Below are 25,000 nucleotides of genomic sequence, written 5' to 3' on the forward strand. Positions count from 1 at the left end.
ACGCTGAGCGCGCAAGCCGCCTGCCGTCGTCGTGCACTTCCGAAGGCACGACGGCGGTGGGCGGCTTTTGTTTTCCCGCCAGTTGGGTACGGTATCCCCATGGCCGCATCCCAGAAGCGTCAAAAGTCCGGTTCCACGCTGCTGACTGTCATCATCGCGTTCGTGGCGAACACCTTGGTTGCGGCGGCCAAGTCGGTGGCTGCGGCGCTCACGGGATCCGCATCGATGACCGCAGAAGCAGCACATTCCTGGGCGGACACCGGCAACCAGGTGTTCTTGTTCATGGCCGAACGGCGCTCGCAGCGCCCGCGGGACAAGGACCACCCGATGGGCTACGGCCGGGAAGTCTACGTGTGGTCGATGTTCGCCGCGTTCGGGCTCTTCACGGCCGGGGCTGTGGTGTCCATCATGCACGGCATACAGGAACTCATTACGCCTGAGCCCGCTTCGGACTTCATGGTGGCGTACGTGGTCTTGGCCCTGGCGTTTGTCCTTGAAGGTTTCTCCTTTGTCCAGGCGTTCCGCCAGACCCGGAAGGCGGCAAGGGAACTGGAACGGCACACGTTGGAGCAGGTCCTGATCAGCTCGGATCCCACGTTGCGGGCCGTCTTCGCTGAGGACGCTGCCGCCCTGGTTGGCCTGGTGGTCGCGTTTGCCGGAGTATTCCTGCATCAAGTCACCGGATCGCCGGTGCCGGACGCCGTGGGCTCGATCGTGGTGGGCATCCTGCTGGCCGTCGTCGCCGTGGTGCTGATCGACCGCAACCGGAGGTTCCTGGTGGGCCAGGGCGTAACCCCGGACATTGAACGTTCCATGGCCCAGCGGGTGCTTGGCCATCCAGACATTGCCCGGCTCACGTACCTCCACTTGGAATTCGTGGGTCCACGCAAGCTGTACCTCGTGGCGGCCGTGGACCTGGTGGGGGATCACCCCGAACACGAAGTGGCCGTGGTCCTGCGCAGGCTGGAGCGCGAGTTGGAAGACCACGAGACCGTGGAGGAGGCCGTCCTGACGCTGGCCACCCCGGACGAAGCGGCGTTGACCTTATAGGGCGAACCTTCAGCCGACCGGCTTGCCCGTGCCCATCAGCCGCTCCATCTGCTCACCGGCGTCACTGCCCGGAGCGGGTGTGTAGACCACGATGTGCAGGTCCGGCCTGTCCGAGGGCGAGACCTGGTGGTGTTCAAGTTGCAGCACTCCAACCGCCGGATGGTGGAACAGCCGCTCCCGGGACTGGAAACCGAGGATGTCGTACCGGTCCCAGCTTTCCTGGAACTCGGGGCTCGCTTCCTTAAGGCGTTCCACTTGGTACGCGACGTCCGGATCGCCGAGCCGTTGCCCCGTTTCGGCCCTGAACTCGGCGAGGAACCTTTTGCTGGTGATATCCCAATCGGGCAGCAGGTCACGGACATACGGGTCGGTGAAGACCAGCCACAGGAGGTTCCTGTCGGCGGCGTCGAACGTCCCGATGTTGGGATACAGCGCTTCGTACGCTCGGTTCCAGCCGGCGACTCCCCAATCCGGGGACAACGCGTAGGCCGGGTTCGGATCCAGTGCCTCCAGGAGGCGTTGCACGTGGGCGGGCGCATCGGCGGCGACCGGGCCCTTGGGAGGTGCGGACGAATAGCCGCCCAAGGAAAGGACGTAGCCCAGCCCGGTATCGGACAGATGCAGGGCGCGCGCAATCGACTCAAGGACCTGCCGTGAGGGGCTGATGTCCCGGCCTTGTTCGAGCCAGGTGTACCAAGTGACGCTCACTCCGGAGAGGAACGCAATCTCTTCCCGCCGGAGTCCGCGCTCGCGGGACCTGCCTACCGGGGGCAGGCCATAATCGGAGCGCAGGGCCTGGGTGCGGCGGGTTCTGAGGAAGAGGCCCAGTTCTTTGCGTCGTTCGTCGTTCACGTTCCCAACACTATTACTCTGTTACTTTGACTACTAGTAGCAGCACCGTCTTCCACCTGCCGTAGAAAATCAGCAGGATGGTACGTATGCCTGCACTCCGTTCCAGAACTGTCACCCATGGCCGCAACATGGCCGGCGCCCGCGCACTGCTGCGCGCTTCCGGCGTCGCCAACTCGGACATCGGCAAGCCGATCATCGCCGTAGCCAACTCCTTCACCGAGTTCGTACCCGGCCACACCCACCTTGCCCCCGTGGGCCGTATCGTCTCCGACGCGATCCTGGCCGCCGGCGCCGTGCCGCGCGAATTCAACACCATCGCCGTGGACGACGGCATTGCCATGGGCCACGCCGGCATGCTCTACTCCCTGCCGTCCCGCGACCTGATCGCCGACTCCGTGGAGTACATGGTCAACGCACACTGCGCCGACGCCCTTGTCTGCATCTCCAACTGCGACAAGATCACCCCGGGCATGCTCATGGCCGCGCTGCGCTTGAACATCCCGGTAGTCTTCGTCTCCGGCGGCCCCATGGAAGCCGGCCGCGTGACCTTGACTGACGGCTCCGTGCGCTCCCTGGACCTGGTGAACGCGATTTCCGACGCCGTGGACGAGTCCATCTCCGATGAGGACATCAACCTGATCGAAGAGAACGCCTGCCCCACCTGCGGTTCCTGCTCCGGCATGTTCACCGCGAACTCCATGAACTGCCTCGCCGAGGCCATCGGGCTGGCCCTTCCGGGCAACGGCTCCGTGCTCGCGACCCACACCGCGCGCAAGGCGCTGTACGAGAAGGCCGGCACCACGATTGTTGAGCTGGTGAAGCGCTACTACGACGGCGACGACGAGTCCGTACTGCCGCGCAACATCGCCACCGCCGAGGCCTTTGACAACGCCATGGCTCTGGACATCTCCATGGGCGGCTCCACCAACACCATCCTGCACCTCCTGGCCGCAGCCCAGGAGGCCGGTGTGGACTACGGCCTGGCCGAGATGGACGCCAAGTCCCGCGTGGTGCCCTGCCTGGCGAAGGTGGCCCCGAACGTCGCCGGTGACAAGACCTACTACATGGAAGACGTGCACCGCGCCGGTGGCATCCCCGCCCTGCTCGGTGAGCTGAACCGTGGCGGCCTCCTGCACAAGAACGTCCACTCCGTGCACTCCAACGACCTTGACGGTTGGCTGGACGATTGGGATGTCCGCGGCGGCAAGGCAACGGAAGAAGCCAAGGCCCTGTGGCACGCGGCGCCAGGTGGCGTCCGCTCCTCCTTGGCTTTCTCGCAGTCGAACGTGTGGACCTCCCTGGACACAGACGCCGAAGGTGGCTGCATCCGCTCGGTGGAGCACGCCTTCTCCAAGGACGGTGGCCTGGCGGTGCTGCGCGGCAACATTGCCGTGGACGGTGCCGTGGTGAAGACCGCAGGCGTGGACGAGTCCATTTGGAAGTTCGAGGGACCCGCAATCGTCTGCGAATCACAGGACGAAGCCGTGGAAATGATCCTGAACAAGTCGGTCAAGGAAGGCGACGTCGTGGTGATCCGTTACGAAGGCCCCCGCGGTGGTCCGGGCATGCAGGAAATGCTCTACCCCACGTCCTTCCTCAAGGGCCGCGGCCTGGGCAAGAAGTGCGCACTGATCACTGACGGCCGATTCTCCGGTGGAACCTCCGGCTTGTCCATCGGGCACATTTCCCCCGAGGCTGCCTCCGGTGGCGACATCGCGCTGGTGGAAAACGGCGACATCATCAGCATCGACATCACTCAGCGCTCCCTCCAGCTGAAGGTCTCCGATGAGATCCTGGCCGAGCGGCGCGAAAAGCTCCTGGTCAACGGCGGATTCAAGCCCAAGAACAGGGACCGCCAGGTCTCACCGGCTTTGCGGGCCTATGCAGCCATGGCGCTTTCGGCAGACAAGGGAGCCGTACGTGACGTCTCGCTGATCGAGAACCTCTAGCCGCCGTGGCGTAGTCGCGCCTCACCTTCGGCGTAGATGTCGAGAAGCTCGCGGGCGTGCTCTCCGGCGTTGCCTTCCTGGGCAAGGGCGGAGCGCATGCCCTCGAGCTTCTCTTCGCCCGCCGGGAAGGGTGGCAGGAGCGGAATGTTGGGGTCGGTGATGACCTCCAGTACCGCCGGACGATCGGCGTTCAGTACCTCATCCCAGGCCGCTCCCAGTCTCTGCGGGTCATCAACGCGCACACCTTTGAGGCCCAGCAGTTCCGCGTAGCCTGCGTAAGGGAAATCCGGGATTTCCTGGCTTGCGTTGAAGCGTGGCTCCGCCTCCGTTTCGCGTTGTTCCCAGGACACCTCGGCGAGGTCGCGGTTGTTGAACACACACACCACGAACCGGGGGTCGGTCCAGTCCCGCCAACGGTGCGCCACGGTCACCAGCTCGGCGATGCCCAGCATTTGCATGCCGCCATCCCCGGCCAGCGCAACAACCGGACGCCCGGGGTGGGCGAGCTTCGCCGCCAGCCCGTAGGGAATCGCGCAACCCATGCTCGCCAGTGTGCCGGACAGATGCGCCGGGACTCCTTCCGGGAGGATCAGCTGGCGGGCGTACCAGTAAACGCAACTTCCGACGTCGATACTCACCTGGGCGTCGGCGGGCAGCCTGCCGCTGAGTTCCCGCACCACCATTTCGGGATTGACCGGGTCAGCGGGGATGGCGGCCCGTTCCGCGGAGAGCTCACGCCACGCGCGGACCTGCTCTTTCACGTTGGTGCGCCAGGTGTGGCGCGACGGCTGGTCCTTCGCGCTAAGCCGCTGGCTGAGGGCGCGGAGGGTGCCGGCGGCGTCGCCCACCAGTCCGACGTCCACCGGATAGCGGTTGGCGATTTTTCGGCCATCGATGTCGATCTGTACTGCTTTGGCTGTTCCCGGTTTGGGGTAGAACTCTGTCCAGGGATCGTTGGAGCCGATGATCAGCAGGGTGTCGCAGTTTTCCAGTAGGTACGCGCTGGCTGTCGTGCCGAGGTGGCCCATGGTTCCTGTGTTGAAGGGCAGTGTCTCGTCGACCCAGGGCTTGCCCAACAAGCTGGTGGTGATGCCGGCGCCAAGCTGTTCCGCCAGGGCGATGACCTCTGCTTGCGCTCCACGGGCTCCTTGGCCGACGAAGAGCGCGATCCGTTCGCCCGCGGAGAGGAGATCTACCGCCCGGTCCAGTTCTTCGGCGCGGGGCATGACCTCGGCGGGATGCCATACAGGAGCCGTGACGACTATGCCGTGCTCGTGGTCAAGGGAAGGCGCCTCCGTTGATTGGATGTCGTGCGGAATGATGACGACGCAGGGGGACTTGGTTTCCAGGGCGGTCCGGAAGGCCCGGTCAATCACCATGGGAACCTGCTCGGCGGAGCTGACCAGTTGGGCGAACTGGGCGGCGACGTCCTTGAAGAGCGTGAGCAGGTCGATCTCCTGCATATAGGCAGAGCCCAGCACGGAGGTGCTTTGTTGTCCGATGATCGCCACCACCGGGACGCTGTCCATCTTGGCGTCGTAGAGGCCGTTGAGCAGGTGGACTGCTCCGGGGCCCTGCGTAGAGGTGACCACACCCACCCCGCCGGTGTACTTGCCGTGTCCTACGGCCATGAACGCCGCCGCTTCCTCATGCCTGGCCTGGACAAAAGCTATCTCGCCTTCGACGCGGCGGAGTGCGCCCATGAAGCCGTTGATGCCATCCCCGCTGTACCCGAAAACCCTGTCTACGCCCCACGCCTGCAGGCGTTCCACGATGAGGTCCGAAACCGTTCGCTGAGTCATGCCGTGGCTCCTGTGGTTGCCTAAGTGGTTGGCTTGCCCCTCCATAGTAAGCATGCTTACTGATTGGCCGTCAGAAAAGGGTGTCCCAATTGGCGCCATTGTGGGCTATCTTGATCGTGAGTGGCCCGACTTATTGTTTTACGCGACGGCAATAATCAAAGGTTGCTTAGTTATTTGTCATGGCTGCACGGCATGTTTGCGTTATTTTCCGTATCAACGAAAGGAAATGCGTTGGCTGTTTCTGTTGAATTGGGCAAAGCACTCGATAAAGCCTACGAAAATGCGACTTTGGACGAAATCCTGGCCGCCCCGCCGTCCGCACTCGCCGGACTTACCGATAAACACAATGAGTTGCTCGCCCAGTTGGGAATCAAGACGGTTCGCAACCTTGGCAGCAACAAGTTCTTTGCCGCCGCCGGCGTGTTGGTGGCGCTGTCCGGAAAGGCCGGCTGATTACTTCAGTCGTCGCCTGCAGTACCAACCCGACCAGGTAGCAGTTCAGGTCGTTCTGAGACACTCAAAACGACCTGAACTGCGACTCAGTTGGGAATGAACGCCGCGCGGAAGGCGGCCAGCGCGGCGTCCCCGGCTTCGATCGATTGACCGCCGATGGCACCGGCCTCCAGTCCGATTACCCCGGTGTATCCGGCGTCGACCAGCGCCCTGGAAACGGCGGAATAGTTGATCTCACCGGTGCCCGGTTCGAAGCGGCCAGGCACGTCCGCCACTTGGATCTCGCCCGTGTAAGGCTGGGCCGCCCGAACGAGCTCGATCAGGTTCCCCTCGCCAATCTGCGCGTGGTAAAGGTCCAGCATCATCCTCACATTGGGGTGGTTGACCGCTTGGACCAGCGCCAGGGTGTCCTTGGCGCGGGCCAAGGGGATGCCCGGGTGGTCCAGGATGGTGTTCAGGTTCTCCAACGCAAAGACGATCCCATGCTCTGCACCGAGTTGGCCCAGCTGCTCCAAGGTGCGGAGCCCGGTCAGCCACATCGCGCCCGTGGCCCGATGGGTGGGCCTCACCGCGCGGCCACCTTCGCCAAGCTCCGCGGGGTGGACCACCATCCGTTCGACACCTAGCTCGAGGGCGGTGGGGATCAGCTTCTCCGCCGAAGCCAGTACCTCGTGCGCAGTGGAGGAGTCGATCACGCTGCCGCCGAAATAGCCGCTCATGGACGAGAACCTGGCACCGGTGGCGGCGAGGGCTCCGATGTCCCTGCCGCGCGTGTCCCAGAGCTCAACCTCAAAGCCCTGATCGTGGATGCGGCGGACGCGGTCGATCAACGGCAGTTCGCCGTAGACCATCTCCGCGCAGACGGCCAGGCGGAAGGTCACGCTCCGGTCTCCTGCAACACGGCAGCACCCGTGGGCGCGGCCTCCGCTGCGCGAAGCTCTGCGATGTCCGACACCGCCACCGGCAGCCCCGACTCTGCAGATTTGAAGGCAGCCAATGCCACGGCCAGGGCGTTGCGGGCGTCCGCTCCACCCGGTGCGGTGACAGCGGTGCGGGGCTGGGACGCCGTCGGACGTTCCTCAGCTGAACCGCGACGCGCTGCGACGTCGTCCGTGAAGTGTGCGAGTTCGTCCGTGTAGGCATCATGGAAGAGGTCGATGTTCAGGCGGGTGGTGTCCGAGGCGATGCCGGCCGCCGTGTAGCTCGTGGCGGTGGTGGACTGCGGGTTGCCGGCCGTGACCATGCCTGCCGAACCAAAAACCTCGCCGCGGACGTCGTAGCCGTAGAGCGCGTTGAAGTTGGCTTCGGCCACCGCGATGGCCCCGTTGCTGTAGGTCACCGTCACCACGGCCGTGTCCAGGAGTCCGCCGGCCTTGGCTTCGGGGGCGACCAGTGCGTCCGCAACCGCGTGGACCTTGACCGGCACGGCGCCCGGGTTAAGCCAGTTGAGGGTGTCGAAGTCGTGGATGAGGGTCTCAAGGAAGATGGTGCCCGGGGCAATGCGCTCCGGGTTGCCGATTCCCGCCTCGGTCCCGGGGTCCCGGGTCAGGGAGCGGAGAAGTTGCGGCACGCCGATGACGCCCTGGTCAATGAGCTTGCGTGCGGCCGCAAAGTCGGTGGAATAGCGGCGGTTGAAGCCAAAGCGGAGGACGACGCCGGCCTGGTCTGCCGCTGCGATGGCGGCGTCGAGTTCCTCGATGGTCCGGCCACCCGGCTTCTCGCAGAAAACATCCTTGCCTGCCTTCGCGGCCGCGGTAATCAGTTCCGAGTGGAATCGCAGGGGCGTGGCGATCAACACGGCGTCCACGTCCGGGTCATTGAGGACATCGGATACGTCGGTGCTGATCTTCGTCACGCCCAACCGGCTGGCAAGGGTCTCCAGGGCAGGCTGCACGGGATCAGCGATTGCTTCCAGCCGGGCGTTGGGGAGGCGCAGTGCAATGGATTCAGCATGGAACTTGCCGATCCACCCCGCCCCGATGACTGCTATGCGGACGGGCCGGTCCTCGGCGACCGGGTGCTGAAGGTACGTCATTGTGGCTCCTTGATCGGGCGTCTAGATCGTTCTAGTAGATCCATGATGGCATGTTTCCAGCCTGTCCGTCTAGATCGTTCTAGCTCAAGGGTGTGGGTGCGCGCTCAAGTGGTGTTGGCTCATGCTTCCCGCCAACTTCGGGGCCCGATCTCCCGGACGTCGTCTCCGCAGCGAGCGGGCGGGCCGGGCGGGCGTGGTCCAGCGCCAGTTTCGCTAAGGGCGCCATCACCAGGAGCAGCAGGACGGCGCACCCACCGGCAAGCCCAGCCAGCAGGATCAGCGCCGCCATGAACAGCAAATGGATGTCCGGCGCGTCCGGGAGAGAAGGGACTATTGGCATGGCCATTCCTTGGGTTGGCTTCACATCTTGCTCCTGCGCGTTAGTAGCTGATTTCCCGGATACTTAGGAGTGCTCCGGCCAGGCGAATAGTGATGCCCTTTCGGGGGCCTTTGGTTCAGGGTCGGCACGGGCGGCAAGTCCTGGACGATGCGCAAAAATAGTTCTTACAAGCTGCGTCACGTTTTCGCAGGTCAAACCACATATCCAGTGCCCATGTCTTTGTGCCGTGTGCTGCGCCGTTGCCCTTTTCGGCCGCGTCGCGGTTCATCGACGAGTTGGCAGCGATGGGTGTGGTGGGTTCTGGGGCCCACCCGGGGCGCCGTCGCTGCGTGAAACCGGGCTAGTGCGGTCGGTCGTCTGAGTCGCGGCCGGCCGCACGACCGGGTGTTGTGCGCGAAATCAGAGGTTTACATGACGTTTCTCCAGACTATGGTGAATACATCGGCAGCGACCCTAGACTGAACCCATGATGCAGACTCAGCAACGCATTAGCCGAGCTGTTTCCCTCGCAATCGTCACTGCCGCCCTTTTGGCTGGTTGCTCGGGAAGTAACACCAGCCCGTTTGTTGGCGTGTGGGGTGATCCGACGAATTTGGAAAAACCGTCATTGGACTTGCACGCCGATGGTGCTGCCTCTGGAACGGACGGCTGCAACAGGTTGATCGGTTCCTGGAAAGAAGACGCCAAGACCATCACGTTCGGTGGTTTCGCCACATCACGGATGGCGTGTGAAGGCGTAGACACCTGGCTGTCCACAGCCGCCACGGCCAAGATCCAGGAGGACGGCAAACTGGCCGTGTTCGGGCAAGACGGCAAACAAATCGGCACCCTTAATTCCAAGAAATAGCACCCGCAGCCAAAAGGACGATGAATCTCTGGGGGCACATCGTGTTGGATTCGAATGTTGAAGGTGTGGAGCAGTCAGTTTCCACGGGCACGCTTCCCGGCTGGGACCAGGTGGACTCGCTGGTCCTCGCCTCCCATGAACGGAACCGTGCCTGCCAGGACGGCGCGGTGGCGGATTACATCCCTGTGCTGGCCGCAGCCGACCCGGAGCTTTTTGGCGTTTGCGTCGTGGAAGTCGACGGCGGTATCCATGTGGCCGGTGACGCGGACGTCGAGTTCTCCATACAGTCCATCTCCAAGGCATTCGTCTACGCGCTTGTCTGCGAGGAGTTCGGCCATGCCGCGGTCGCGGACCTGGTAGGGGTGAACAACACGGGACTGGCGTTCAACTCGGTAATCGCGATTGAACTCAATGACGGCCACCCCATGAATCCCATGGTCAACGCGGGCGCCATCGCCACCACCGCCCTCATGCCGGGCAGTTCGCCGGAGGAGCAGTGGCACGCGATCAGCTCCGGCCTTTCCGCATTTGCCGGCCGGGATCTGCTCCTGGATGAGGACGTCTACCGGTCCGAAGCGGCAACAAACACCCGAAACCGTGCCATCGCCCGACTGCTGGAAAGTTACGGCCGGATGGGCCGGGACCCGCTGGAGGTGGTGGACGTCTATACCCGGCAATGCTCCCTCCGGGTCAGCGCCCGCGACCTCGCCGTCATGGGCGCCACGCTGGCCGATGGCGGAATCAATCCAGTGACCGGTGAAGGGGTGGTCTCGGCCGATGTCTGCAGGGACACGCTGGCGATCCTTGCCGCCAACGGACTGTACGAAAGATCGGGGGAGTGGCTGTTCGAAATCGGGCTCCCGGGAAAATCCGGGGTGTCCGGTGGGCTGCTGACAGTCTCCCCGGGCAAAGCCGGCATCGGGACCTTTTCGCCGCGGCTTGACTCCGCAGGCAACAGCGTCCGCGGCCAGCAGGCGACGGCCTATCTCTCCAGGGTCCTTGGCCTGAATATTTTCGCTTCACAAGCCCATGCACCGAGCGAAGGGTCCACCCATGTCGACTAATACCCAGTCCCTTCCCGCAGCAGACCAGCGCACGTCGTGGGTTCCTATGATCGGGCTGTTCCTCGCCCAGGTCCTGATGTCCTTCAACGTCGCGGCACTGCCGGTCTCCCTCGGCGGGATGGTCCAGGATTTCGGTGTTCCGCCCACTACTGTCAGTACGGTCATCGTCACCTACGGCCTGGTGGTGGCGGCATTGGTCATGGTTGGAGCCAAGCTGGGACAACGCATCGGCTGGGTGGTGATCTTCCGCGTTGTTGTGGCACTGTTCGCGGCTTCGGCCTTGATGATGATCTTCGCGCCCACCGTCGGGTGGGCCATCGCTGCGCAGGCATTCGCCGGGGCTTCAGCAGCGATCATCGTGCCGTCCCTTGTGGCGTTGATCGCCGAAAATTACCACGGAACGCAGCAGGCAACGGCCATCGGTTCGCTCGGTTCCGCACGGGCCCTGTCCGGTGTCAGCGCCTTCCTTATTGGCGGCACGCTGGGCACCTTGGTGGGTTGGCGGCCTGTCTTCGGGATCGTCCTGGCGCTCGCTGTGGCGGTTTTCGCCTTCAGTTTCAAGCTTCGCTCGGACCGCGGCAACCCTGAAGTGAAGATCGACGTCGTTGCTGCCGCCCTCATCGGCGCGGGCATCGTGTCGTTGACGCTCGGGTTCAACAACCTCAACGCCTGGGGCCCGTTGGCGGCAACCGCGGGGGCCCCCTTCAACGTCCTGGGCGTTTCACCCGCGCCCCTGCTCATTGTGGTGGGTGTAATCCTCGGCCAGGCCTTCTTCATGTGGACCCGACGCCGCACCAGGGAAGGCAAAGTGCCCCTTGTGAGCCTGGCTGTCCTTGGGTCCTCGCGTGAACGGGCCGCGGTGTATGCCATGTTCATCGTGGTTTCCTTGGAAGCCGCACTGAACTTCACGGTCCCGCTGTACATTCAGATCGTCCAAGGCCGCACCCCGTTCGATACGTCCCTGGCCATGATGCCGTTCAACCTGACCGTGTTCATCACCGCAACGCTCGTGGTCCGGTTCTACGAGCGGTACAGTCCCCGAACCATTGCGGTTTTCTCCTTCATCCTTACCACCACGGGATTGGCGTGGCTGGCCCTGGTGGTGAACAACAACTGGGAGACCCTGCTTACCATCCTTGGCCTTTTCGTTTTCGGCGTGGGCCAGGGCGCCCTGGTCACGCTGGTCTTCAACGTCCTGGTGACAGCGGCCCCGAAAGAGCTGGCGGGCGACGTCGGATCCATCCGTGGCACCACCCAAAACCTGGCTTCAGCGGTGGGTACGGCCCTTTCCGGGGCGTTGCTGGTGACCATCCTCAGCCTCAACGTCGGCCAGGCGGTAATGAACAACGTGGAGCTTCCGGAATCGCTCAAGCAGCAAGTAAACCTGGACAACGTCAATTTCGTGAGTAACGACAACCTCCGTGAAGTACTCCAGGGCACTGACGCCACTGCCTCCCAAGTGGAGGCCGCCGTCGCAATCAACACCGATGCCAGGCTTAGCGCCCTGAAGACGGGCCTGCTGATCCTGGCCGCCGTGAGTGCCGTCGCGATCCTCCCGGCGACCCGGCTGCCCAAGTACCGGCCGCACGAGATTCCCGACCCCTCGGACCCGTAGATCGTTCTATAGACTGGCTCCGAGCAGAGGAGAGCCATGACCGGGAAACGTCCCACCCTGATGGACGTGGCTGAGGCCGCAGGTGTATCCCGGGCATTGGTTTCGATCATCATGCGGGACGCTCCGGGTGCTTCTGACGCGACCCGACTGAAAGTGCGGGAGGCCGCACGGGAACTCGGCTACCGGCCAGATAGCCGTGCCCGGCTTCTCCGAAGCAGCCGCACCAGGCTCCTGGGCCTCAGCTTTTCCACCGCGCATGCGTTCCATGCCGAGATCGTGGACGCTGCCTACGCCGGAGCGACCGTGCGCGGGTACGACATCGCCCTCAGCGCCGTGGCAAACGGCCGCCCGGAAACGCGGGCAGTGGAATCCCTGCTGGACCTCGGCTGCGAGGCATTGATCATGATTTCCCCGTCCCTGTCACCGGAGGAATTGGCCGGATACGCAGCCCGCCTGCCCGTCATCAGCCTTCTCCGTGACGACGTTGGCGACTCCTTGGACTCAGTGAGCAGCGATGACCATGCCGGGATCCGCATTGCGGTGGAGCACCTGTTTTCGCTGGGGCACCGACGGATCGCACACGTGGATGGCGGCCAGGCAGTTTCCAGCGCGCAACGCAGTGCGGCATTCCAGGCCGAGATGGCTTCCCGTGGCCTGGATGCGCGCGTCATCGCCGGCGGACCCACCGAAGAAGACGGTCTGCGCGCCGGCAGTGAGCTGCAGCAGGACTTGCCCACCGCCGTCGTGGCTTTCAATGACCGCTGTGCGCTGGGCGTCTGGGAGAGTTTCCGCGCGGCCGGCCTCCGTGTGCCGGAAGACGTTTCCCTCCTTGGCTATGACGACAGCCAGTTCGCCCGACTCAGCTATGTCCAGTTGTCCTCCATCAGCCAGGACGCGCCCTTGCTTGCCCGCGCCGCCGTCGACCGCGCGGTGGACCGTTTGGAGGGTTCGACGTCGGCCGCCCACTTGGTGCGGACACCGCACCTGGTGGTTCGGGGCACCACGGGAGAGGTACCCGGCTGACTGTTGGCCCGGTTACGTGGAGATGGCCCGCATGGCGTTGTTCCGCTTCTCATGGGTGAGTTCGGCCAAGCCCAGGGCCTCCAAAAGGGGTGGCATGTACATGCCGAACCGGCCTCGGTAGCCCTTGCGGAGGCCGTACCAACCGCCCACAGGGTTGCTTTCGCTGCGGCCCCACGCCTCCACCGTCCCCTCAGCGGCGTCCTTGCCTTCGTCGGCGGCACCGAGCGGGACCCAGTCGCCCTGCTCCAGGAGCCACGCGTGCAGGTCCTCGATGGCCCGGAGCTGGTACAGCAACTTGGTGGAGCCCACTTGGCAGACGATTGCGGGTGGATCCGCGGACTCATCCTTGTACATGACGTAGTCCGATGAGCCTGGGGGAGTCGTGAGCTGCCAGGGATCGTCTTTGGTTCCAGCGGCCATCGGTGGTCCTTTCTGCGGTTGTGGTCAGGTTACACAGCGTCCGGCTGCGTGTCTGCAGATTGGGGGTCCCATGGCTCCGGCTGCAGCGGGTTCTCAATCTCGTCGGTGGCCATGTGGGCAGCGAACAGCGCTACGAAAGCCATGACGGGACACACCAAGCCAGCGACCAGGAAGATGATCCAGATCGGAACCACCTCCGCCACGGGTCCGGCCAAGGCCATAGACACCGGCATGAGGGCCAGGGAGACAAAGAAATCCAGGCTCGAGATCCGGCCCAGCAAGTGCCGTGGGACGCGGCGTTGCAGCAGCGTCCCCCAAATCACGGTGCCGAGTCCCTCGGTGGCCCCGAAGACCAGGAGCGCGATGCCCAACGCCCAGAAGTTGTCCATCAGGCCAATCGCTGCCAAAGGCAGGCTCCCCAAACCCCACGTCACCACCATCACGGTCAGGTACCGCCGGGGAAGCCTGAGCGTGGCCGTCACCAGGGCAGCAACTGCACTTCCCACCCCCATGACCGCCAGCAGCGCACCAAACATCCGCGAGTCGCCACCGAGCTGGTCCCGGACCACGAACGGCAGCAGGACTTCAATGGGGCCAATCAGGAACAGGACGGACAGGCAAGCCCAGATCAGGGTCCACAGCAGCCATGGCGTCCGGACGGTATAGACGAAACCCTCCCGGAGATCGCGGAAGAACGACGACGGGGCGGGCCGCTCCTTCGACTGCTGGGGCCGCGGACCACCCTTCGTTTGCCGGTGCAGGAAGTCTTGCCGGCCCAGGAAGTTCAGGATCCCAAACGCCAGGAAATGGCACATGGCAACCCCGGCAATGGCATGCCCCGGGGTCAGCGAAGCCACCAGGATACCGGCGACGGCGGGACCTGCCGCCTGCTGCAGGATCGGCCGCACTGTGCCTTCCATGCCGTTCGCGGCCAGGAGGTCGTCGGCAGGCAGGATCGAGGGAAGCATCGCGGAGTAAGCCGGGAAGAAGAAGGCCTGCCCCACGCCCAGCACGAAAGCTCCCAGGGCCAGGTGCCACAACTGGATGACATTGAGCATGGCCAGGATGGTCAACGTGGCGATGACCGCCAGGTTGGCGCCCTCCACGGCGATGATCAGGACGCGCTGGGGCAGGCGATCGGCTGCGATGCCTCCGGCCAGCACGAATCCCACCAGTCCCACGCTGGCAGCGGTGGCAACGAGTGATAATTCAAGCGGGCCGCCGCCGAGGTGGATCACCTCGTAGACCATCGCGACGGCCCACATGCCCGACCCAAAGATGGAAATGGACAGCGCGGCAATAAGCACCCGGAATTCCCGGTGCGCAAAGGGACGCAGCGCTCTCAACGGAGCCATCCCACCAGCCTAGACCTGGCGGCCGAGGCCGCGGAAGGCGGTTTATTGCGAAGGAATGTCAGTTATGAAGCGCCCGACGGCGGAGCGTCGTCCTCGAAGTCGGGTCCTTCAGCCGGGTCTTGGCTGTGAAGGCCGGTGTCGTGCGGGACCCAGCCTTCCGTCTCACCCTCCGCCGGGGCGTCGGTGTGGTGCCGGATGACATGTTCGGTCTTGTCAGATGGCTTCATGACGGATACTTCCTGTCCTTGGCTGGACTGCTTCCGCGAGTGCACCCAGTCTACGCCCGGCTATGGTCCGCTGCGGGATCCGCCCTGCGCGGAATCCTGTCCACATAGCGCTCATCGGGGGACAGGTGATGCAAGGGTGTGGCATAGGCTGAACCCAGCAGTTCCCCGTGAAACAACAGACTGCCAAGGAGAGGTGAAGATGCCCAAGCGCCCCAACCCGGCGGTGAAAATCGCCCAGGAAACAGCACACAACGCAGTTTTCGACGCCCAAGGCAACCCCAAGCCCGGTGTCCACAATGTTCTGCTCAAAGCCGTCGACGTCCAGCGGCCACTGGTCCTGGCCAACCTTCGACGGTTGCAACGCAGGAACCCCCATGATTCCCCGGCGCAGCTCGCGGCAAAACTGGAACGCCACTACCTGCTCGCCATATCCGGCGGCGGTGCCGCCGTGGGTGCTACCGCCGTCGTACCGGGTATTGGAACCGCGGCATCGCTGGGCCTTTCTGCGCTCGCAACCGTGGGGTTCCTGGAGACCACAGCCCTGTACGCTTCGTCCCTGGCTGAACTCCACGGCATCAGGCTCACCGACCCGGAACGGTCCCGAACCATGGTGATGGCCATCATGCTGGGCGAGGAAGGCACGTCCCTGCTGGGTGCGCTGAGCGGACAGTCGCTGGGCCGCGGCAAGGGCGTCACCAATGCCTGGGGCAGGACCCTGACCAAGAAAATTCCCGGCAGCGGCTTCGGAGTCATCCGCGACACCATCCAGCGCGCCTTCCTGAAGAACCTGCTGAAGAAGCAGGGCGGCGCCTTCCTTGGCCGCGCCCTGCCATTCGGCATCGGGGCAGTTGTTGGCGGCGCCGGCAACCTGATGATGGGCCGTGCCGTGGTGTCCAGCGCCAAGGAAGCATTCGGCGTGCTTCCGGATACGGTGCCGGGTGAACTGCTGCCCAACGCGCCAAAGAACGTCATTGTCAACGCACCCGAAAACCCTACGCTGGAAGGCGGTAACAGTGGATCTGAACGCTGACCTGGGGGAGTCCTTTGGTTCCTGGACCATGGGCGACGACGCCTCGATGTTCCGTATCGTGAGCAGCGCCAACGTGGCGTGCGGTTTCCACGCCGGAGATCCCCTCACCATGCTGGACAGCTGCCGCGCAGCGTTCGAACTGGACGTTCGTGTGGGCGCCCATGTGGGGTACCGGGACCTGGCTGGATTTGGACGCCGTTCCTTGGATATGACCTTCGACGAACTCTTCGGGGACGTCCTGTACCAACTGGGTGCCCTGGACGGGATGGCCCACGCTGTGGGGGCTTCGGTGGATTACGTCAAGCCGCATGGTGCGCTTTACAACAGGATTGTCCATGACGCAGAGCAGGCGGAGGCCGTGGTGGCCGCGGTTCATGCCTATGATCCAGGTCTTCCCGTGCTGGGCCTGCCGGGTTCGGCGTGGCTGAAACTGGCCGATGAGTCCGGGCACCCGGTCTTCCGGGAAGCGTTCGTGGACCGGGCCTACCTGCCGGATGGCACACTGGTCCCGCGCACCCAGGAAGGCGCCGTGCTGCACGACCCCGCAACTGTGGTGGCCCAAGCGGTGCGGTTGGCGACGCGCAAGGAAGTACTTGCCATCGACGGTTCCGTTGTCCCAGTGCGGGCGGACTCGCTTTGCATCCACGGGGACACTCCGGGGGCCGTCAACATGGCCGCCGCGGTTCGGGAAGGACTGGAGCAGGCCGGCGTGCAGATCGAGGCATTCGCCTGATCCTGCGGTGCGGCTCTTTATAGGGGAGTGCGTTGGTGGGTGCAGTAGTAGTTGAACCGGGATCGTTGACTTCCGTCCTGGGACCGGGACAAGCACTGGACCGTGCGTCCATGCATCTGGCCAATGCCCTCCTGGGCAACCCCGCCGCTGCCGGGGGCCTGGAGGTCTTACTGGGCGGCCTCCGGCTCCGATTCGTCACGGCCTCGGCAGTTTCGGTCACCGGCGCCGAAGGCCTCATCACCCTCAATGGCTCGGAACTGCCCATGAACAAAGCAGCGCGGGTGGCTCCGGGAGCTGTCCTCGACGTCGGGCCGGCGCTTTTCGGAATCCGGTACTACGTAGCTGTCCACGGCGGGATTCCGCCTCAGGCTGAGCCGCTGCGGGCGGGCGATGCCCTGAGCTTTGGCCGTCCGAACCGCCAGGCCTTTCCGGAGGTCAAACAGCCTGCGCGCCGTGCGCTGGATCCGGAACGGCCGGTGGTCGCCAGGGTTTCCCCCGGCCCGGAAGCAACGAATTTCGGCGTCGGCTCGTGGCTCCGGTTGACCACCGAACCATGGATTCTCTCGCCGGAGTCGGACCGCGCTGGTGCGCGGCTGGCGGGGCGGCCGCTCGAGGCGGCCACAACTCACCCACGCGAACCCCAGCCGCTGCTGACCGGCTCGGTCCTGCTGCCGCCGTCGGGCCTTCCGGTGATCGCTTTGGCCGGCCACCCGGCAATCGCCACGTCGCCGGTGATCGCGCTGGTCCGCGACGACGATCTGGACCTGATCGGCCAAGCGAGGCCGGGGCAGATGGTGCACTTACTGGGGGCCGATGAGCCCGGCGCTCCTAGCCGAACAGCAGGTGCGCAACGGTGAAGATGGCAAGCCCCGCCAGCGCGCCAACCACGGTTCCGTTGATGCGGATGTACTGGAGGTCCTTGCCCACCTGAAGTTCGATCTTCTGGGAGGTTTCGTCCGCGTCCCAACGCGCCACCGTGTCCGAGATGACGCCGGCGATGTCCGAGCGGTAGGTGTTCACCAGGTATCCGGCCGCGTCGCCAATCCAGGCGTTGACCTTGCCGGCCAGTTCGTCGTCCTTGACCAGGCGCGTGCCGAAGTCCCGGACGGCACCTTTGAAGCGCAGGCTCAGTTCGCTGTCAGGGTCGTCGACGGCGTTGAGCAGCGCAGTCTTCACCGTTCCCCAGGTGCGTGATGCCAGTTCGCGGACCTCGGGGTCGCCAAGGATCTGCGCCTTGATGGATTCGGCGCGCTCAATCATGGCTGGATCGTGTTGCAGGTCCTGGGCAAGGTCGGTGAGGTAGGCGTCGATGGATTGACGCACTTGGTGGTTCTGGTCGGACTGGACCGCGCGCATGAACTTGGACAGCTCCACGTACACGCGGTCACCCACCAAGCCGTCCACGAACGTTGGCACCCAAAGGGGCGAACGGTCCGAAACGAGCCGGTTCACCGTTGCATGGTTGGCGTCCACCCAGTCCGCGGCGCGGTCCACCAGCAGGTCAACCAGCTTGTGGTGGTGGCCATCCGCGAAGATCCGTTCCGCCATCCGGCCCACCGGTGGCCCCCATGGCGGGGTGAGCAGGTGTTTGCGGACCATGCCCTCGATGACCGCCTGGACGTCGTCGTCATTGAGGACGGTGAACACGCCGCGGATCGCCGCGCCACCTTCCTTCGCAACACGCTCGGCACCACCCGGACCGGACAGCCAAGCACCGGCTTTGCGGGCGATATCGATGCTCGCCAACTTCTCCTGCACAACCTCCTGGGACAGGAAGTTGCTTTCCACGAACTCGCTGAGCGATTCGCCAATCTGGTCCTTGCGCCTCGGGATGATGGCGGTGTGCGGGATCTTGAGGCCCATGGGGTACTTGAACAGGGCGGTCACGGCGAACCAGTCAGCCAGTGCGCCAACCATGCCACCCTCGGCCGCCGCGCGAACGTACTCAAGCCACGGGTACTGCTTCTGGAAGGCGAACGCCACGGTGAAGATCAGGGCCATCCCGATCAGCAGGGCCAAAGCCAGCCGTTTCATTCGGCGCAGCGCGGCCGCTTTCTCCAGGTCTCCTGCCGAAAGATCGACGACGGCGGGACGGGCCGGTGCGGGTACGGGGCCTGACTCCCGATGGGGGTTGGTGACGTCTTCAGTTGGGATTTGTTCAGAGTTCACCTGCATTAGCCCAGCGTAGCCCCCGTGCGTGCAACCGCGTGGGCTACCGTATCTCCATGACAAGCGACGACTTCGCCACAGCAAGGCCCAAGGTCTACGCCCACCGGGGCTCCAGTGCCGCCTTTGCCGAACACACCAGGGCTGCCTATTTGAGGGCCATCGCCGATGGGGCGGATGGTGTCGAATGCGACGTGCACCTGACCCGGGACCAACACGTGGTGTTGTTGCACGACGCCAACCTGGACCGGACCTCCACCGGGACAGGTCCGGTAGCCGAGTACACCTTGGAAGAACTCCGCGGGCTGGACTTCTCGTCATGGAAAGGCGCCCGCATCCCTGAAGCCTATGGGGGAGTGGCCGATCAATTCCTGACGTTGCCTGAGCTGTTGGACATCCTCCGTGGGGCCGGACGCGACATCGGGTTGGCCATTGAACTCAAGCACCCAAGTCCCTATGGGCTGAAGCTTGAGGACCGGGTGTTGGCTCTGTTGGCCGAGGAGGGGTGGGCGCCGGAGGATTCAAGGCTGGAGAACATCCTGGTCTCCTTCATGAGCTTCGATTCCGACTCTGTGCAGCGGCTGCTGGAGACTGTTCCAGCGCAGCATGTCTGCCAACTGGTGGACGACTACACGGTCCAGGAGATCCGGGAGGAACTGGGCCTGGGCTTCCTCACTGGTGGGGCGGTAGCCAACGTGATGAAGGCAATGCAGGAGGATGCTGAGCGCGTGCTGGACGAGGGGCAGGCGGGAATCGCAGGCCCCGGCATCGACTATGTGCGCGAGCATGCCCGCAACGTGCAGCGGTGGTTGGAGGCGGGCCGTGTTTTCCGGGTGTGGACGGTTGATTCCGAGAAGGACGTAGCCCTTTGCCAAGGCCTCGGCATTCATGAGATCACCACCAACAAGCCCGCGCAGGTCTTGGCGCAGCTCATGGTTTCCAGCTGACTTTTGGGGGTCACCGCGCTTGTGATTGAGTGGTCTCATGTCACTTCGCTGGTCACCCAAGGCAACACATACCGTCTCAGCAATAGGCTTGAGCGCATTGCTCCTGGCCAGCGCCGCAAAGCACTTCGTACCCCCAGGTTCTATTACCCCGTGGTTCCGGACTACCTGTGCCGCAGGGATGAGCCGGGGAGCCGTCCCAACGGGCCCCTTGCAGTGATGTCCCGCGAGGAATGGGTTGCGTCGTCGGGGCTGCTCGAGGTGGCTGCCGCCGTCGGGCTTCTGGTGCCGGCGACACGCAAGGTGGCCGCTGACGCAACCACAGCCATGTTCGCTGCATTCCTTGCAGGGCATATTGATGCCCTGCGGCGTGCTTACGGGCCGAAAGGCACTGCTGCCCAGAGGCGTATCCACACCGTGCGGCTGCCCTTGCAGATTCCGCTCATCCTCTGGTCGTGGAGCCTGCGGAAATGACCAGTGGTTCCACGCCCCTGAAACTCAGGGAGTCGCCGGCATTCAAGATCGCCCTCTCCCTGAGCATCGCCACAGGACTCTACGGGGTTTCGTTTGGCGCCTTGTCCGTCGCATCCGGATTCGATTTCTGGCAGACGATGGTACTGAGCCTCCTGCTCTTCAGCGGTGGTTCGCAATTCGCGTTCATTGGTGTCGTGGCAGGCGGCGGCTCCGGGGTGGCGGCCATGACAGCCAGCGCACTCCTGGGTTTGCGCAACGGCATATACGGCATGCAGATCAATGCGATGCTCCGGCCTGGCGGCTGGAAGCGCTACCTCTCCGCCCACGTCACCATTGATGAGTCGACGGCGACGGCGTCCGGCCAGACGGACCCTGACGAGCAGCGCCGGGGGTTCTGGACCGCAGGCATCGGAATATTCATCTTGTGGAATATTTTCACGGCCATCGGAGCCCTGGCCGGAGATGCCATGGGAGATCCGAAGCAGTGGGGCCTCGATGGCGCCGCAGTGGCCGCGTTCCTGGCCTTGCTCTGGCCGCGGCTGAAGGGCCGCGAGCCGTGGGCCATCGCAGCAGCGTGCGCATTGGCCACCATCCTGGCGGTGCCCTTCGTGCCGTCGGGTGTTCCCATTCTGGTTGCTGCCGTGGTGGCCGGAATCATCGGGTGGTTCAGCCACGCACGTATGGATGAAGGGCTTGAACCGGACGTGGATCCTTACGCCGAGAAGCACCAGCAAGAACGCAGGAGTAACCCATGAACCTGTGGCTTTGGATCCTGATCGCCTGCGGCCTGGCGTACCTCACCAAGTTGCTGGGCTACTTCGTGCCCGCCAAGTTGTTGGAAAGCCCCCGGATCATGCATGTTGCCGGCACCATGACCATCGGTTTGCTGGCGTCCCTGACCGTGGTCAATGCTGTCGCATCGGGGCAGGGTTTGGTTCTCGACGCCCGCATCGGTGCGTTGGCTGCAGCCGCCGTGGCACTGTGGCTTCGGGCGCCGTTCCTGGTGGTGGTGATTTCCGGTGCTGCCGCGGCTGCCCTGCTCAGGCTGCTGGGATGGGGCTAGACAGCGTCAGTGAACGTCACGCCCGGGATGCCCGACTGTTCGGGAAGGGGCCGTGCAGGGCGCTCGGTGCGGATGGCGTCCTCGATCAGGGCGACGGGCCGCTTCCACGCTTCGGATCCCGGTTCCATCGTGTCCACAGCACCAATCAGCATTGCCACCAGCCGGACCATGTCCTCGATGGTGATGTCCCGGCGGAGTGAACCCTGGCCTTGGCCGCGCTCCAACAGGGTGGCCATGGAGCCGATGAGGCCACCGGTGATGCCCATGAGGAGTCCGCGGCGTCCGGCGACGGCGTCAAGGAGGTTCGCATCTTCACTGGCTACCTGCATCACGGCATCGATGACGTTGATGAGGCCTTCGGCGGCGTCCATGCCGTCAAGGGCCGCGGTTGCCACGGGATCCACGTGCTGGCGGAGTTGGCGCGAGAGGGCAGCGAGAACCAGCTGCTCCTTGTCCGAGAAGTTGCGGAACAGTGTAGCCGGGCCAACTCCAGCGGTGGCGGCGATGGTCTGCAAGGGTACTTCGGGGCCGTGTTCCCGGAAGCACTGCCTTGCGGCGGTAATGATCTTGTCCACATTGCGTGCGGCGTCTGCCCTGAGGGGCTTGCGTTCAGAGGGCTGTTCCATGCTTGTCAGAGTAGCAACGGACAGGTCACTGCCTGTTGTTACGCGGGAGTAGGCCGTTATATGACAAACCGGTACGTGAAACACTGGATTTCATGTTGCTTGCATTCTCAGTCGCCCCTTCGGGCCAGCCCGCATCCGCTGCCAACGGCGGACCCACCCCCGACGCCTCCGTGCACGACGCCGTGGCCGCCGCCGTCAAGATCGTCCGGGAGTCCGGACTCCCCAACCAGACCGACTCCATGTTCACCACCATCGAGGGGGAGTGGGATGAGGTCTTTGACGTCGTCAAGCGCGCCACCGAGGCGGTTGGCCGTTACGGCAGCCGTGTTTCGTTGGTGATCAAGGCCGACATCCGCCCCGGTTACAGCGGCGAACTGACCGGGAAAGTGGAACGCCTCGAAGAGGCCATCACCGCCACGGACTAGCTCCTTTCCCCCGGCTGCTGCGAGTGCAAGACTGGGGCGCATGATTGAACACGCCACCGAGCCCGGATGGGTTGATGTCGAGCGTTACCTGACTGACGTCGTCGTGCGCCCTGATCCTGCCCACCAGCGTGCCGTGACGTCCGCTGTCGAGGCGGGCATGCCTGCGATCGAAGTGGCGCCCAACGCCGGAAAGTTGCTGCGCATGCTCGTGCAGATGTCCGGGGCCAGGCGCGTTCTTGAGATCGGCACCCTGGCAGGCTTCAGCAGCATGTGGATGGCCCAAGGACTGCCCGACGACGGCCGGATCGTCACGTGCGAATTCCTCCAGAAACACGCGGACGTCGCGCGAGCCAACCTGGATGCCGCCGGCGTAGGACACAAGGTGGACATCCGCGTGGGTGCTGCCCTGGACACCCTTCCCACGCTGGCAGGCCAGGAATCGTTCGACTTCGTCTTCATCGATGCGGACAAGGAAAACGACGCAAACTACCTTGACTGGGCCATCAGGCTCGGCCATCCGGGCACGGTGATCGTGGTGGATAACGTCATTTGGGACGGCGCCATCCTGGAACCGGAACGGGATGAGGTGAACGCCCCGGGCATCGTGGAAATGCTGGAAATGATGGGGCGGGATCCCCGCCTCGACGCCACTGCCATCCAGACGGTGGGGAGCAAGGGCTGGGACGGCTTCGCGATCGCCCGGGTACGGTAGGCCCATGGATTTCACGATTCGACCGGCAACAGTGGATGACGCCGAGGCCATGGCACACATGCACGTCCAGTCCTGGCGGGAAAGTTATGGCCGCTTGCTGCCCCCTGAGTTCTTCGCGAAGCAAGAGGCTGCCCTGCCGGACCGGATTGAGCGGTACCGGACATTCATTGCCGCAGGCCACTCCAGGATGTTGGCTCATGGGCCGGACGGGGACCTGGTGGGACTGGGTGCGTCCGGACGCGGCTCGGATGAGGACAGCCCCTGCGACGTGGAACTTTTCATGCTCTACACGCTTGAACGCGTTCACGGCCGTGGTGTTGGCCAGGCGTTGGTGGATGCCTTGATTGGAGACGGGCCAGCCTACCTGTGGGTCCTGGACGATAATCCGCGCGCCCAGGCCTTCTACCGGCGCAACGGCTTCCTGCCCGACGGCAAACGGCAATTGTGCGACCCATCCTGGTACTCGCTGCCGGAGCATCGGATGGTGCGTCCCGCCGTCGGGCATTAAGAACGACGCCGGACGCTACTGCTTTGCGCCCAGGCGCTTGGCTTTCGGGTGCCGGACGGGGCGCGGCTTGGGAAGGAAACGCCCCAATCGGCCATGTGGTGCGGCGCCGGCCAGTGGCGCTGGGTCATTCAGCTCCCCGGTGTCCAGTTCCCCGGTGTCAAGGGATGAATCCAGCAGGCTCGGCGGCTTGGGCACGCGGGCCAGCAGCAGGCAGACCACGGTCAGCCATGCCACAGCGGCGGTCAACACTTCCGCCCACACCCACTCGCCAAGGTCCATGGATTGATCTTATGGCCCAACCCCCCATTATTGTAAGTAGCCTTACTACTCAGGTGGCTGTGGGGCTCCACTAGGCTGGAAGCATGACTGAGGCAGGGCGGACGTAGTGGCAAAACGCGGCAGGGTGAGTAAGTCGCAAAGGTCGACGGCGGGAGTCGTCGAGGTGCCTTCCGGCGCCCGTCCCGATGGTCCGGTGGAGGGCGTTTACTACATCGACACTGGCGACTGCGAGCTGATCCGGGACCAGGACAACTCCAACGGTTGGCTGCTGAAAATCAACGGCGTGATGAGCTCGCACATCGACCTCGCCGATCCGCTCTTCCTGGATCTCGAATACATGCGCTGGATCGCAGCCCTGGTCGAATCGCGCTGGCCCAGGGAGCAGAAACCCAAACTGCGGGCGCTGCACCTGGGCGGGGGAGCGTGTTCCATGGCCCGGTACTTCCACGCCGCCTATCCCGAGGCGCGGCAGGTGGTGGTTGAGCTTGATGGCAAGCTCGCCGAATATGTTCGTGGTTGGTTCGAGCTGCCCAAGGCGCCGCTGCTGCGGATCCGGGTTGGCGAGGCGAGGCAGGTGACGGAGTCCCTCACCCCTGACACCCGCGACCTCATCATCCGCGACGTTTTTGCCGGAGCCTTCACGCCCCGTGCCCTGACAACGCGTGAATTCACGGCCCACGCGGACGCGGTACTCGCCGCGGACGGCCTGTATGTGGTCAACTCCGGCGACGCACCGGACCTGAAGAATGCCCGTGCCGATGCCGCAACCATCGCGGACACTTTTGAGCACACCATGATCATCGCCGACCCCGCCATGCTCAAAGGCCGACGCTACGGCAACATGATCATGGCTGGCAGCCACGTGCCGTTCGGAGACGACCCCACCCTTGCAAGGCGGCTTCTGGGCGGCGGCGTTCCAGCCCACATCTGGGACGATGCCCAAGTGCGCGCCTTCGCGGCCGGGACTCCTGTGCGCCACGATCCGACGAGCTGAGCTTTTGTACAAAG

28 protein-coding genes and 1 pseudogene are annotated in these 25,000 nt (G+C 64.2%); 18 read left to right on the top strand and 11 right to left on the bottom strand.

The window, feature by feature from the left end:
• Positions 1-99: 99 nt before the first annotated feature.
• On the top strand, positions 100-1,050 hold the full coding sequence (locus tag AC5RU9_RS09285) for a cation diffusion facilitator family transporter (protein ID WP_494016203.1): 951 nt from the start codon (positions 100-102) through the stop codon (positions 1,048-1,050).
• 9 nt (positions 1,051-1,059) lie between these two features.
• Here AC5RU9_RS09285 and AC5RU9_RS09290 read toward each other — a convergent pair whose 3' ends face one another.
• Complete coding sequence (locus AC5RU9_RS09290) at positions 1,060-1,902, bottom strand: helix-turn-helix transcriptional regulator (protein WP_494016204.1); 843 nt, start codon at positions 1,900-1,902, stop codon at positions 1,060-1,062.
• An 86-nt stretch (positions 1,903-1,988) separates the two neighbouring features.
• On the opposite strand from AC5RU9_RS09290, the gene ilvD reads away from it, so the two are divergent.
• Positions 1,989-3,851, top strand: a complete 1,863-nt coding sequence (ilvD, locus tag AC5RU9_RS09295) for a dihydroxy-acid dehydratase (RefSeq protein ID WP_494016205.1) — start codon at positions 1,989-1,991, stop codon at positions 3,849-3,851.
• Here the strand turns inward: ilvD and AC5RU9_RS09300 are convergent.
• Entirely contained in the window at positions 3,848-5,653 is a 1,806-nt protein-coding gene (locus AC5RU9_RS09300) for a thiamine pyrophosphate-requiring protein (RefSeq protein ID WP_494016206.1), read from the bottom strand. The genes ilvD and AC5RU9_RS09300 overlap by 4 nt on opposite strands.
• A 120-nt stretch (positions 5,654-5,773) precedes the next feature.
• Between AC5RU9_RS09300 and AC5RU9_RS09305 the strand changes: the two genes are divergently transcribed.
• Complete coding sequence (locus tag AC5RU9_RS09305; protein ID WP_494016207.1) at positions 5,774-6,106, top strand: hypothetical protein; 333 nt, start codon at positions 5,774-5,776, stop codon at positions 6,104-6,106.
• A gap of 86 nt (positions 6,107-6,192) precedes the next feature.
• On the opposite strand, the gene AC5RU9_RS09310 is transcribed toward AC5RU9_RS09305, so the two are convergent.
• The 3 genes from AC5RU9_RS09310 to AC5RU9_RS09320 all read right to left on the bottom strand — a co-directional run bounded on the left by AC5RU9_RS09310 (position 6,193) and on the right by AC5RU9_RS09320 (position 8,481).
• Complete coding sequence (locus AC5RU9_RS09310; RefSeq protein WP_494016208.1) at positions 6,193-6,987, bottom strand: TIM barrel protein; 795 nt, start codon at positions 6,985-6,987, stop codon at positions 6,193-6,195.
• Complete coding sequence (locus tag AC5RU9_RS09315) at positions 6,984-8,141, bottom strand: Gfo/Idh/MocA family oxidoreductase (protein WP_494016209.1); 1,158 nt, start codon at positions 8,139-8,141, stop codon at positions 6,984-6,986. The genes AC5RU9_RS09310 and AC5RU9_RS09315 overlap by 4 nt, the downstream gene beginning before the upstream one ends.
• Before the next feature lie 79 nt (positions 8,142-8,220).
• On the bottom strand, positions 8,221-8,481 hold the full coding sequence (locus tag AC5RU9_RS09320) for a hypothetical protein (RefSeq protein ID WP_494016210.1): 261 nt from the start codon (positions 8,479-8,481) through the stop codon (positions 8,221-8,223).
• Between the two features lie 466 nt (positions 8,482-8,947).
• Here AC5RU9_RS09320 and AC5RU9_RS09325 point away from each other — a divergent pair, with 466 nt between their 5' ends.
• The 4 genes from AC5RU9_RS09325 to AC5RU9_RS09340 are packed head-to-tail and all read left to right on the top strand — an operon-like array spanning position 8,948 to position 13,030.
• Positions 8,948-9,328 (top strand): META domain-containing protein, encoded by a 381-nt coding sequence (locus AC5RU9_RS09325; RefSeq protein ID WP_494016211.1) that lies wholly within the window; start codon positions 8,948-8,950, stop codon positions 9,326-9,328.
• 41 nt (positions 9,329-9,369) lie between these two features.
• A complete protein-coding gene (gene glsA / locus AC5RU9_RS09330; protein WP_494016212.1) occupies positions 9,370-10,392 on the top strand; it encodes a glutaminase A in 1,023 nt (340 codons plus the stop codon).
• Positions 10,382-12,007 carry an MFS transporter gene (locus AC5RU9_RS09335; RefSeq protein WP_494016213.1) on the top strand — a complete coding sequence of 542 codons (1,626 nt, stop codon included), beginning with the start codon at positions 10,382-10,384 and terminating at the stop codon, positions 12,005-12,007. The genes glsA and AC5RU9_RS09335 overlap by 11 nt, the downstream gene beginning before the upstream one ends.
• A 36-nt stretch (positions 12,008-12,043) precedes the next feature.
• Complete coding sequence (locus AC5RU9_RS09340) at positions 12,044-13,030, top strand: LacI family DNA-binding transcriptional regulator (RefSeq protein WP_494016214.1); 987 nt, start codon at positions 12,044-12,046, stop codon at positions 13,028-13,030.
• Between the two features lie 12 nt (positions 13,031-13,042).
• Here the strand turns inward: AC5RU9_RS09340 and AC5RU9_RS09345 are convergent, their stop codons facing one another.
• The 3 genes from AC5RU9_RS09345 to AC5RU9_RS09355 all read right to left on the bottom strand — a co-directional run bounded on the left by AC5RU9_RS09345 (position 13,043) and on the right by AC5RU9_RS09355 (position 15,032).
• Positions 13,043-13,450, bottom strand: a complete 408-nt coding sequence (locus AC5RU9_RS09345) for a DUF6855 family protein (protein ID WP_211710853.1) — start codon at positions 13,448-13,450, stop codon at positions 13,043-13,045.
• A gap of 29 nt (positions 13,451-13,479) precedes the next feature.
• Positions 13,480-14,805: an MFS transporter gene (locus AC5RU9_RS09350; protein ID WP_494016215.1), complete on the bottom strand. Its 1,326-nt coding sequence runs from the start codon at positions 14,803-14,805 to the stop codon at positions 13,480-13,482.
• Positions 14,806-14,867: 62 nt separating this feature from the next.
• Positions 14,868-15,032: a hypothetical protein gene (locus AC5RU9_RS09355; protein ID WP_211710849.1), complete on the bottom strand. Its 165-nt coding sequence runs from the start codon at positions 15,030-15,032 to the stop codon at positions 14,868-14,870.
• Positions 15,033-15,231: 199 nt separating this feature from the next.
• On the opposite strand from AC5RU9_RS09355, the gene AC5RU9_RS09360 reads away from it, so the two are divergent.
• The 3 genes from AC5RU9_RS09360 to AC5RU9_RS09370 are packed head-to-tail and all read left to right on the top strand — an operon-like array spanning position 15,232 to position 17,652.
• Complete coding sequence (locus AC5RU9_RS09360; protein ID WP_211710848.1) at positions 15,232-16,062, top strand: hypothetical protein; 831 nt, start codon at positions 15,232-15,234, stop codon at positions 16,060-16,062.
• Positions 16,046-16,795: a LamB/YcsF family protein gene (locus AC5RU9_RS09365; protein WP_494016216.1), complete on the top strand. Its 750-nt coding sequence runs from the start codon at positions 16,046-16,048 to the stop codon at positions 16,793-16,795. The genes AC5RU9_RS09360 and AC5RU9_RS09365 overlap by 17 nt, the downstream gene beginning before the upstream one ends.
• A 35-nt stretch (positions 16,796-16,830) precedes the next feature.
• Positions 16,831-17,652: a 5-oxoprolinase subunit C family protein gene (locus tag AC5RU9_RS09370; RefSeq protein WP_494016217.1), complete on the top strand. Its 822-nt coding sequence runs from the start codon at positions 16,831-16,833 to the stop codon at positions 17,650-17,652.
• Here the strand turns inward: AC5RU9_RS09370 and AC5RU9_RS09375 are convergent.
• The gene (locus AC5RU9_RS09375) at positions 17,624-18,970 is read right to left on the bottom strand and encodes a DUF445 domain-containing protein (protein ID WP_494016218.1); all 1,347 of its coding nucleotides are present in this window, start codon (positions 18,968-18,970) and stop codon (positions 17,624-17,626) included. The two genes, AC5RU9_RS09370 and AC5RU9_RS09375, sit on opposite strands and share 29 nt — an antisense overlap.
• A 50-nt stretch (positions 18,971-19,020) precedes the next feature.
• Here AC5RU9_RS09375 and AC5RU9_RS09380 point away from each other — a divergent pair, with 50 nt between their 5' ends.
• From AC5RU9_RS09380 to AC5RU9_RS09395, 4 genes and pseudogenes are all read left to right on the top strand, one after another.
• A complete protein-coding gene (locus tag AC5RU9_RS09380) occupies positions 19,021-19,908 on the top strand; it encodes a glycerophosphodiester phosphodiesterase (protein WP_494016219.1) in 888 nt (295 codons plus the stop codon).
• 37 nt (positions 19,909-19,945) lie between these two features.
• Positions 19,946-20,379 (top strand): annotated as a pseudogene (locus tag AC5RU9_RS09385) (DoxX family protein).
• A complete protein-coding gene (locus tag AC5RU9_RS09390) occupies positions 20,376-21,134 on the top strand; it encodes an AzlC family ABC transporter permease (RefSeq protein ID WP_494016220.1) in 759 nt (252 codons plus the stop codon). Before AC5RU9_RS09385 ends, AC5RU9_RS09390 begins: the two are co-directional and overlap by 4 nt.
• Positions 21,131-21,442, top strand: a complete 312-nt coding sequence (locus tag AC5RU9_RS09395) for an AzlD domain-containing protein (RefSeq protein WP_211710837.1) — start codon at positions 21,131-21,133, stop codon at positions 21,440-21,442. Before AC5RU9_RS09390 ends, AC5RU9_RS09395 begins: the two co-directional genes overlap by 4 nt.
• On the opposite strand, the gene AC5RU9_RS09400 is transcribed toward AC5RU9_RS09395, so the two are convergent.
• Positions 21,439-22,068 carry a TetR/AcrR family transcriptional regulator gene (locus AC5RU9_RS09400; protein ID WP_309995746.1) on the bottom strand — a complete coding sequence of 210 codons (630 nt, stop codon included), beginning with the start codon at positions 22,066-22,068 and terminating at the stop codon, positions 21,439-21,441. The genes AC5RU9_RS09395 and AC5RU9_RS09400 overlap by 4 nt on opposite strands.
• A 92-nt stretch (positions 22,069-22,160) precedes the next feature.
• Between AC5RU9_RS09400 and AC5RU9_RS09405 the strand changes: the two genes are divergently transcribed.
• The 3 genes from AC5RU9_RS09405 to AC5RU9_RS09415 are packed head-to-tail and all read left to right on the top strand — an operon-like array spanning position 22,161 to position 23,713.
• Positions 22,161-22,493: a thiamine-binding protein gene (locus tag AC5RU9_RS09405; protein ID WP_211710833.1), complete on the top strand. Its 333-nt coding sequence runs from the start codon at positions 22,161-22,163 to the stop codon at positions 22,491-22,493.
• Positions 22,494-22,533: 40 nt separating this feature from the next.
• Complete coding sequence (locus AC5RU9_RS09410; RefSeq protein WP_494016221.1) at positions 22,534-23,205, top strand: O-methyltransferase; 672 nt, start codon at positions 22,534-22,536, stop codon at positions 23,203-23,205.
• A gap of 4 nt (positions 23,206-23,209) precedes the next feature.
• On the top strand, positions 23,210-23,713 hold the full coding sequence (locus AC5RU9_RS09415) for a GNAT family N-acetyltransferase (protein WP_494016222.1): 504 nt from the start codon (positions 23,210-23,212) through the stop codon (positions 23,711-23,713).
• A 15-nt stretch (positions 23,714-23,728) separates the two neighbouring features.
• Here AC5RU9_RS09415 and AC5RU9_RS09420 read toward each other — a convergent pair whose 3' ends face one another.
• Positions 23,729-23,992, bottom strand: a complete 264-nt coding sequence (locus AC5RU9_RS09420) for a hypothetical protein (RefSeq protein WP_494016223.1) — start codon at positions 23,990-23,992, stop codon at positions 23,729-23,731.
• Between the two features lie 106 nt (positions 23,993-24,098).
• Here AC5RU9_RS09420 and AC5RU9_RS09425 point away from each other — a divergent pair, with 106 nt between their 5' ends.
• Entirely contained in the window at positions 24,099-24,986 is an 888-nt protein-coding gene (locus AC5RU9_RS09425; RefSeq protein WP_494016224.1) for a spermidine synthase, read from the top strand.
• Positions 24,987-25,000 lie beyond the last annotated feature (14 nt).

This window comes from Arthrobacter sp. B0316-5-4, from assembly GCF_059090325.1.

What these genes read in the sequence shown, in the direction of transcription:
- ilvD (WP_494016205.1), top strand. Translation starts at nt 1,989, where the DNA reads ATGCCTGCACTCCGTTCCAGAACTGTCACCCATGGCCGCAACATGGCC.
- AC5RU9_RS09335 (WP_494016213.1), top strand. Translation starts at nt 10,382, where the DNA reads ATGTCGACTAATACCCAGTCCCTTCCCGCAGCAGACCAGCGCACGTCG.
- AC5RU9_RS09340 (WP_494016214.1), top strand. Translation starts at nt 12,044, where the DNA reads ATGACCGGGAAACGTCCCACCCTGATGGACGTGGCTGAGGCCGCAGGT.
- AC5RU9_RS09320 (WP_494016210.1), bottom strand. Translation starts at nt 8,481, where the DNA reads ATGCCAATAGTCCCTTCTCTCCCGGACGCGCCGGACATCCATTTGCTG.
- AC5RU9_RS09410 (WP_494016221.1), top strand. Translation starts at nt 22,534, where the DNA reads ATGATTGAACACGCCACCGAGCCCGGATGGGTTGATGTCGAGCGTTAC.
- AC5RU9_RS09300 (WP_494016206.1), bottom strand. Translation starts at nt 5,653, where the DNA reads ATGACTCAGCGAACGGTTTCGGACCTCATCGTGGAACGCCTGCAGGCG.
- AC5RU9_RS09350 (WP_494016215.1), bottom strand. Translation starts at nt 14,805, where the DNA reads ATGGCTCCGTTGAGAGCGCTGCGTCCCTTTGCGCACCGGGAATTCCGG.
- AC5RU9_RS09390 (WP_494016220.1), top strand. Translation starts at nt 20,376, where the DNA reads ATGACCAGTGGTTCCACGCCCCTGAAACTCAGGGAGTCGCCGGCATTC.
- AC5RU9_RS09400 (WP_309995746.1), bottom strand. Translation starts at nt 22,068, where the DNA reads ATGGAACAGCCCTCTGAACGCAAGCCCCTCAGGGCAGACGCCGCACGC.
- AC5RU9_RS09420 (WP_494016223.1), bottom strand. Translation starts at nt 23,992, where the DNA reads ATGGACCTTGGCGAGTGGGTGTGGGCGGAAGTGTTGACCGCCGCTGTG.
- AC5RU9_RS09325 (WP_494016211.1), top strand. Translation starts at nt 8,948, where the DNA reads ATGATGCAGACTCAGCAACGCATTAGCCGAGCTGTTTCCCTCGCAATC.
- AC5RU9_RS09405 (WP_211710833.1), top strand. Translation starts at nt 22,161, where the DNA reads ATGTTGCTTGCATTCTCAGTCGCCCCTTCGGGCCAGCCCGCATCCGCT.
- AC5RU9_RS09285 (WP_494016203.1), top strand. Translation starts at nt 100, where the DNA reads ATGGCCGCATCCCAGAAGCGTCAAAAGTCCGGTTCCACGCTGCTGACT.
- AC5RU9_RS09380 (WP_494016219.1), top strand. Translation starts at nt 19,021, where the DNA reads ATGACAAGCGACGACTTCGCCACAGCAAGGCCCAAGGTCTACGCCCAC.
- AC5RU9_RS09375 (WP_494016218.1), bottom strand. Translation starts at nt 18,970, where the DNA reads ATGCAGGTGAACTCTGAACAAATCCCAACTGAAGACGTCACCAACCCC.
- AC5RU9_RS09395 (WP_211710837.1), top strand. Translation starts at nt 21,131, where the DNA reads ATGAACCTGTGGCTTTGGATCCTGATCGCCTGCGGCCTGGCGTACCTC.
- AC5RU9_RS09355 (WP_211710849.1), bottom strand. Translation starts at nt 15,032, where the DNA reads ATGAAGCCATCTGACAAGACCGAACATGTCATCCGGCACCACACCGAC.
- AC5RU9_RS09345 (WP_211710853.1), bottom strand. Translation starts at nt 13,450, where the DNA reads ATGGCCGCTGGAACCAAAGACGATCCCTGGCAGCTCACGACTCCCCCA.
- AC5RU9_RS09315 (WP_494016209.1), bottom strand. Translation starts at nt 8,141, where the DNA reads ATGACGTACCTTCAGCACCCGGTCGCCGAGGACCGGCCCGTCCGCATA.
- AC5RU9_RS09415 (WP_494016222.1), top strand. Translation starts at nt 23,210, where the DNA reads ATGGATTTCACGATTCGACCGGCAACAGTGGATGACGCCGAGGCCATG.
- AC5RU9_RS09360 (WP_211710848.1), top strand. Translation starts at nt 15,232, where the DNA reads ATGCCCAAGCGCCCCAACCCGGCGGTGAAAATCGCCCAGGAAACAGCA.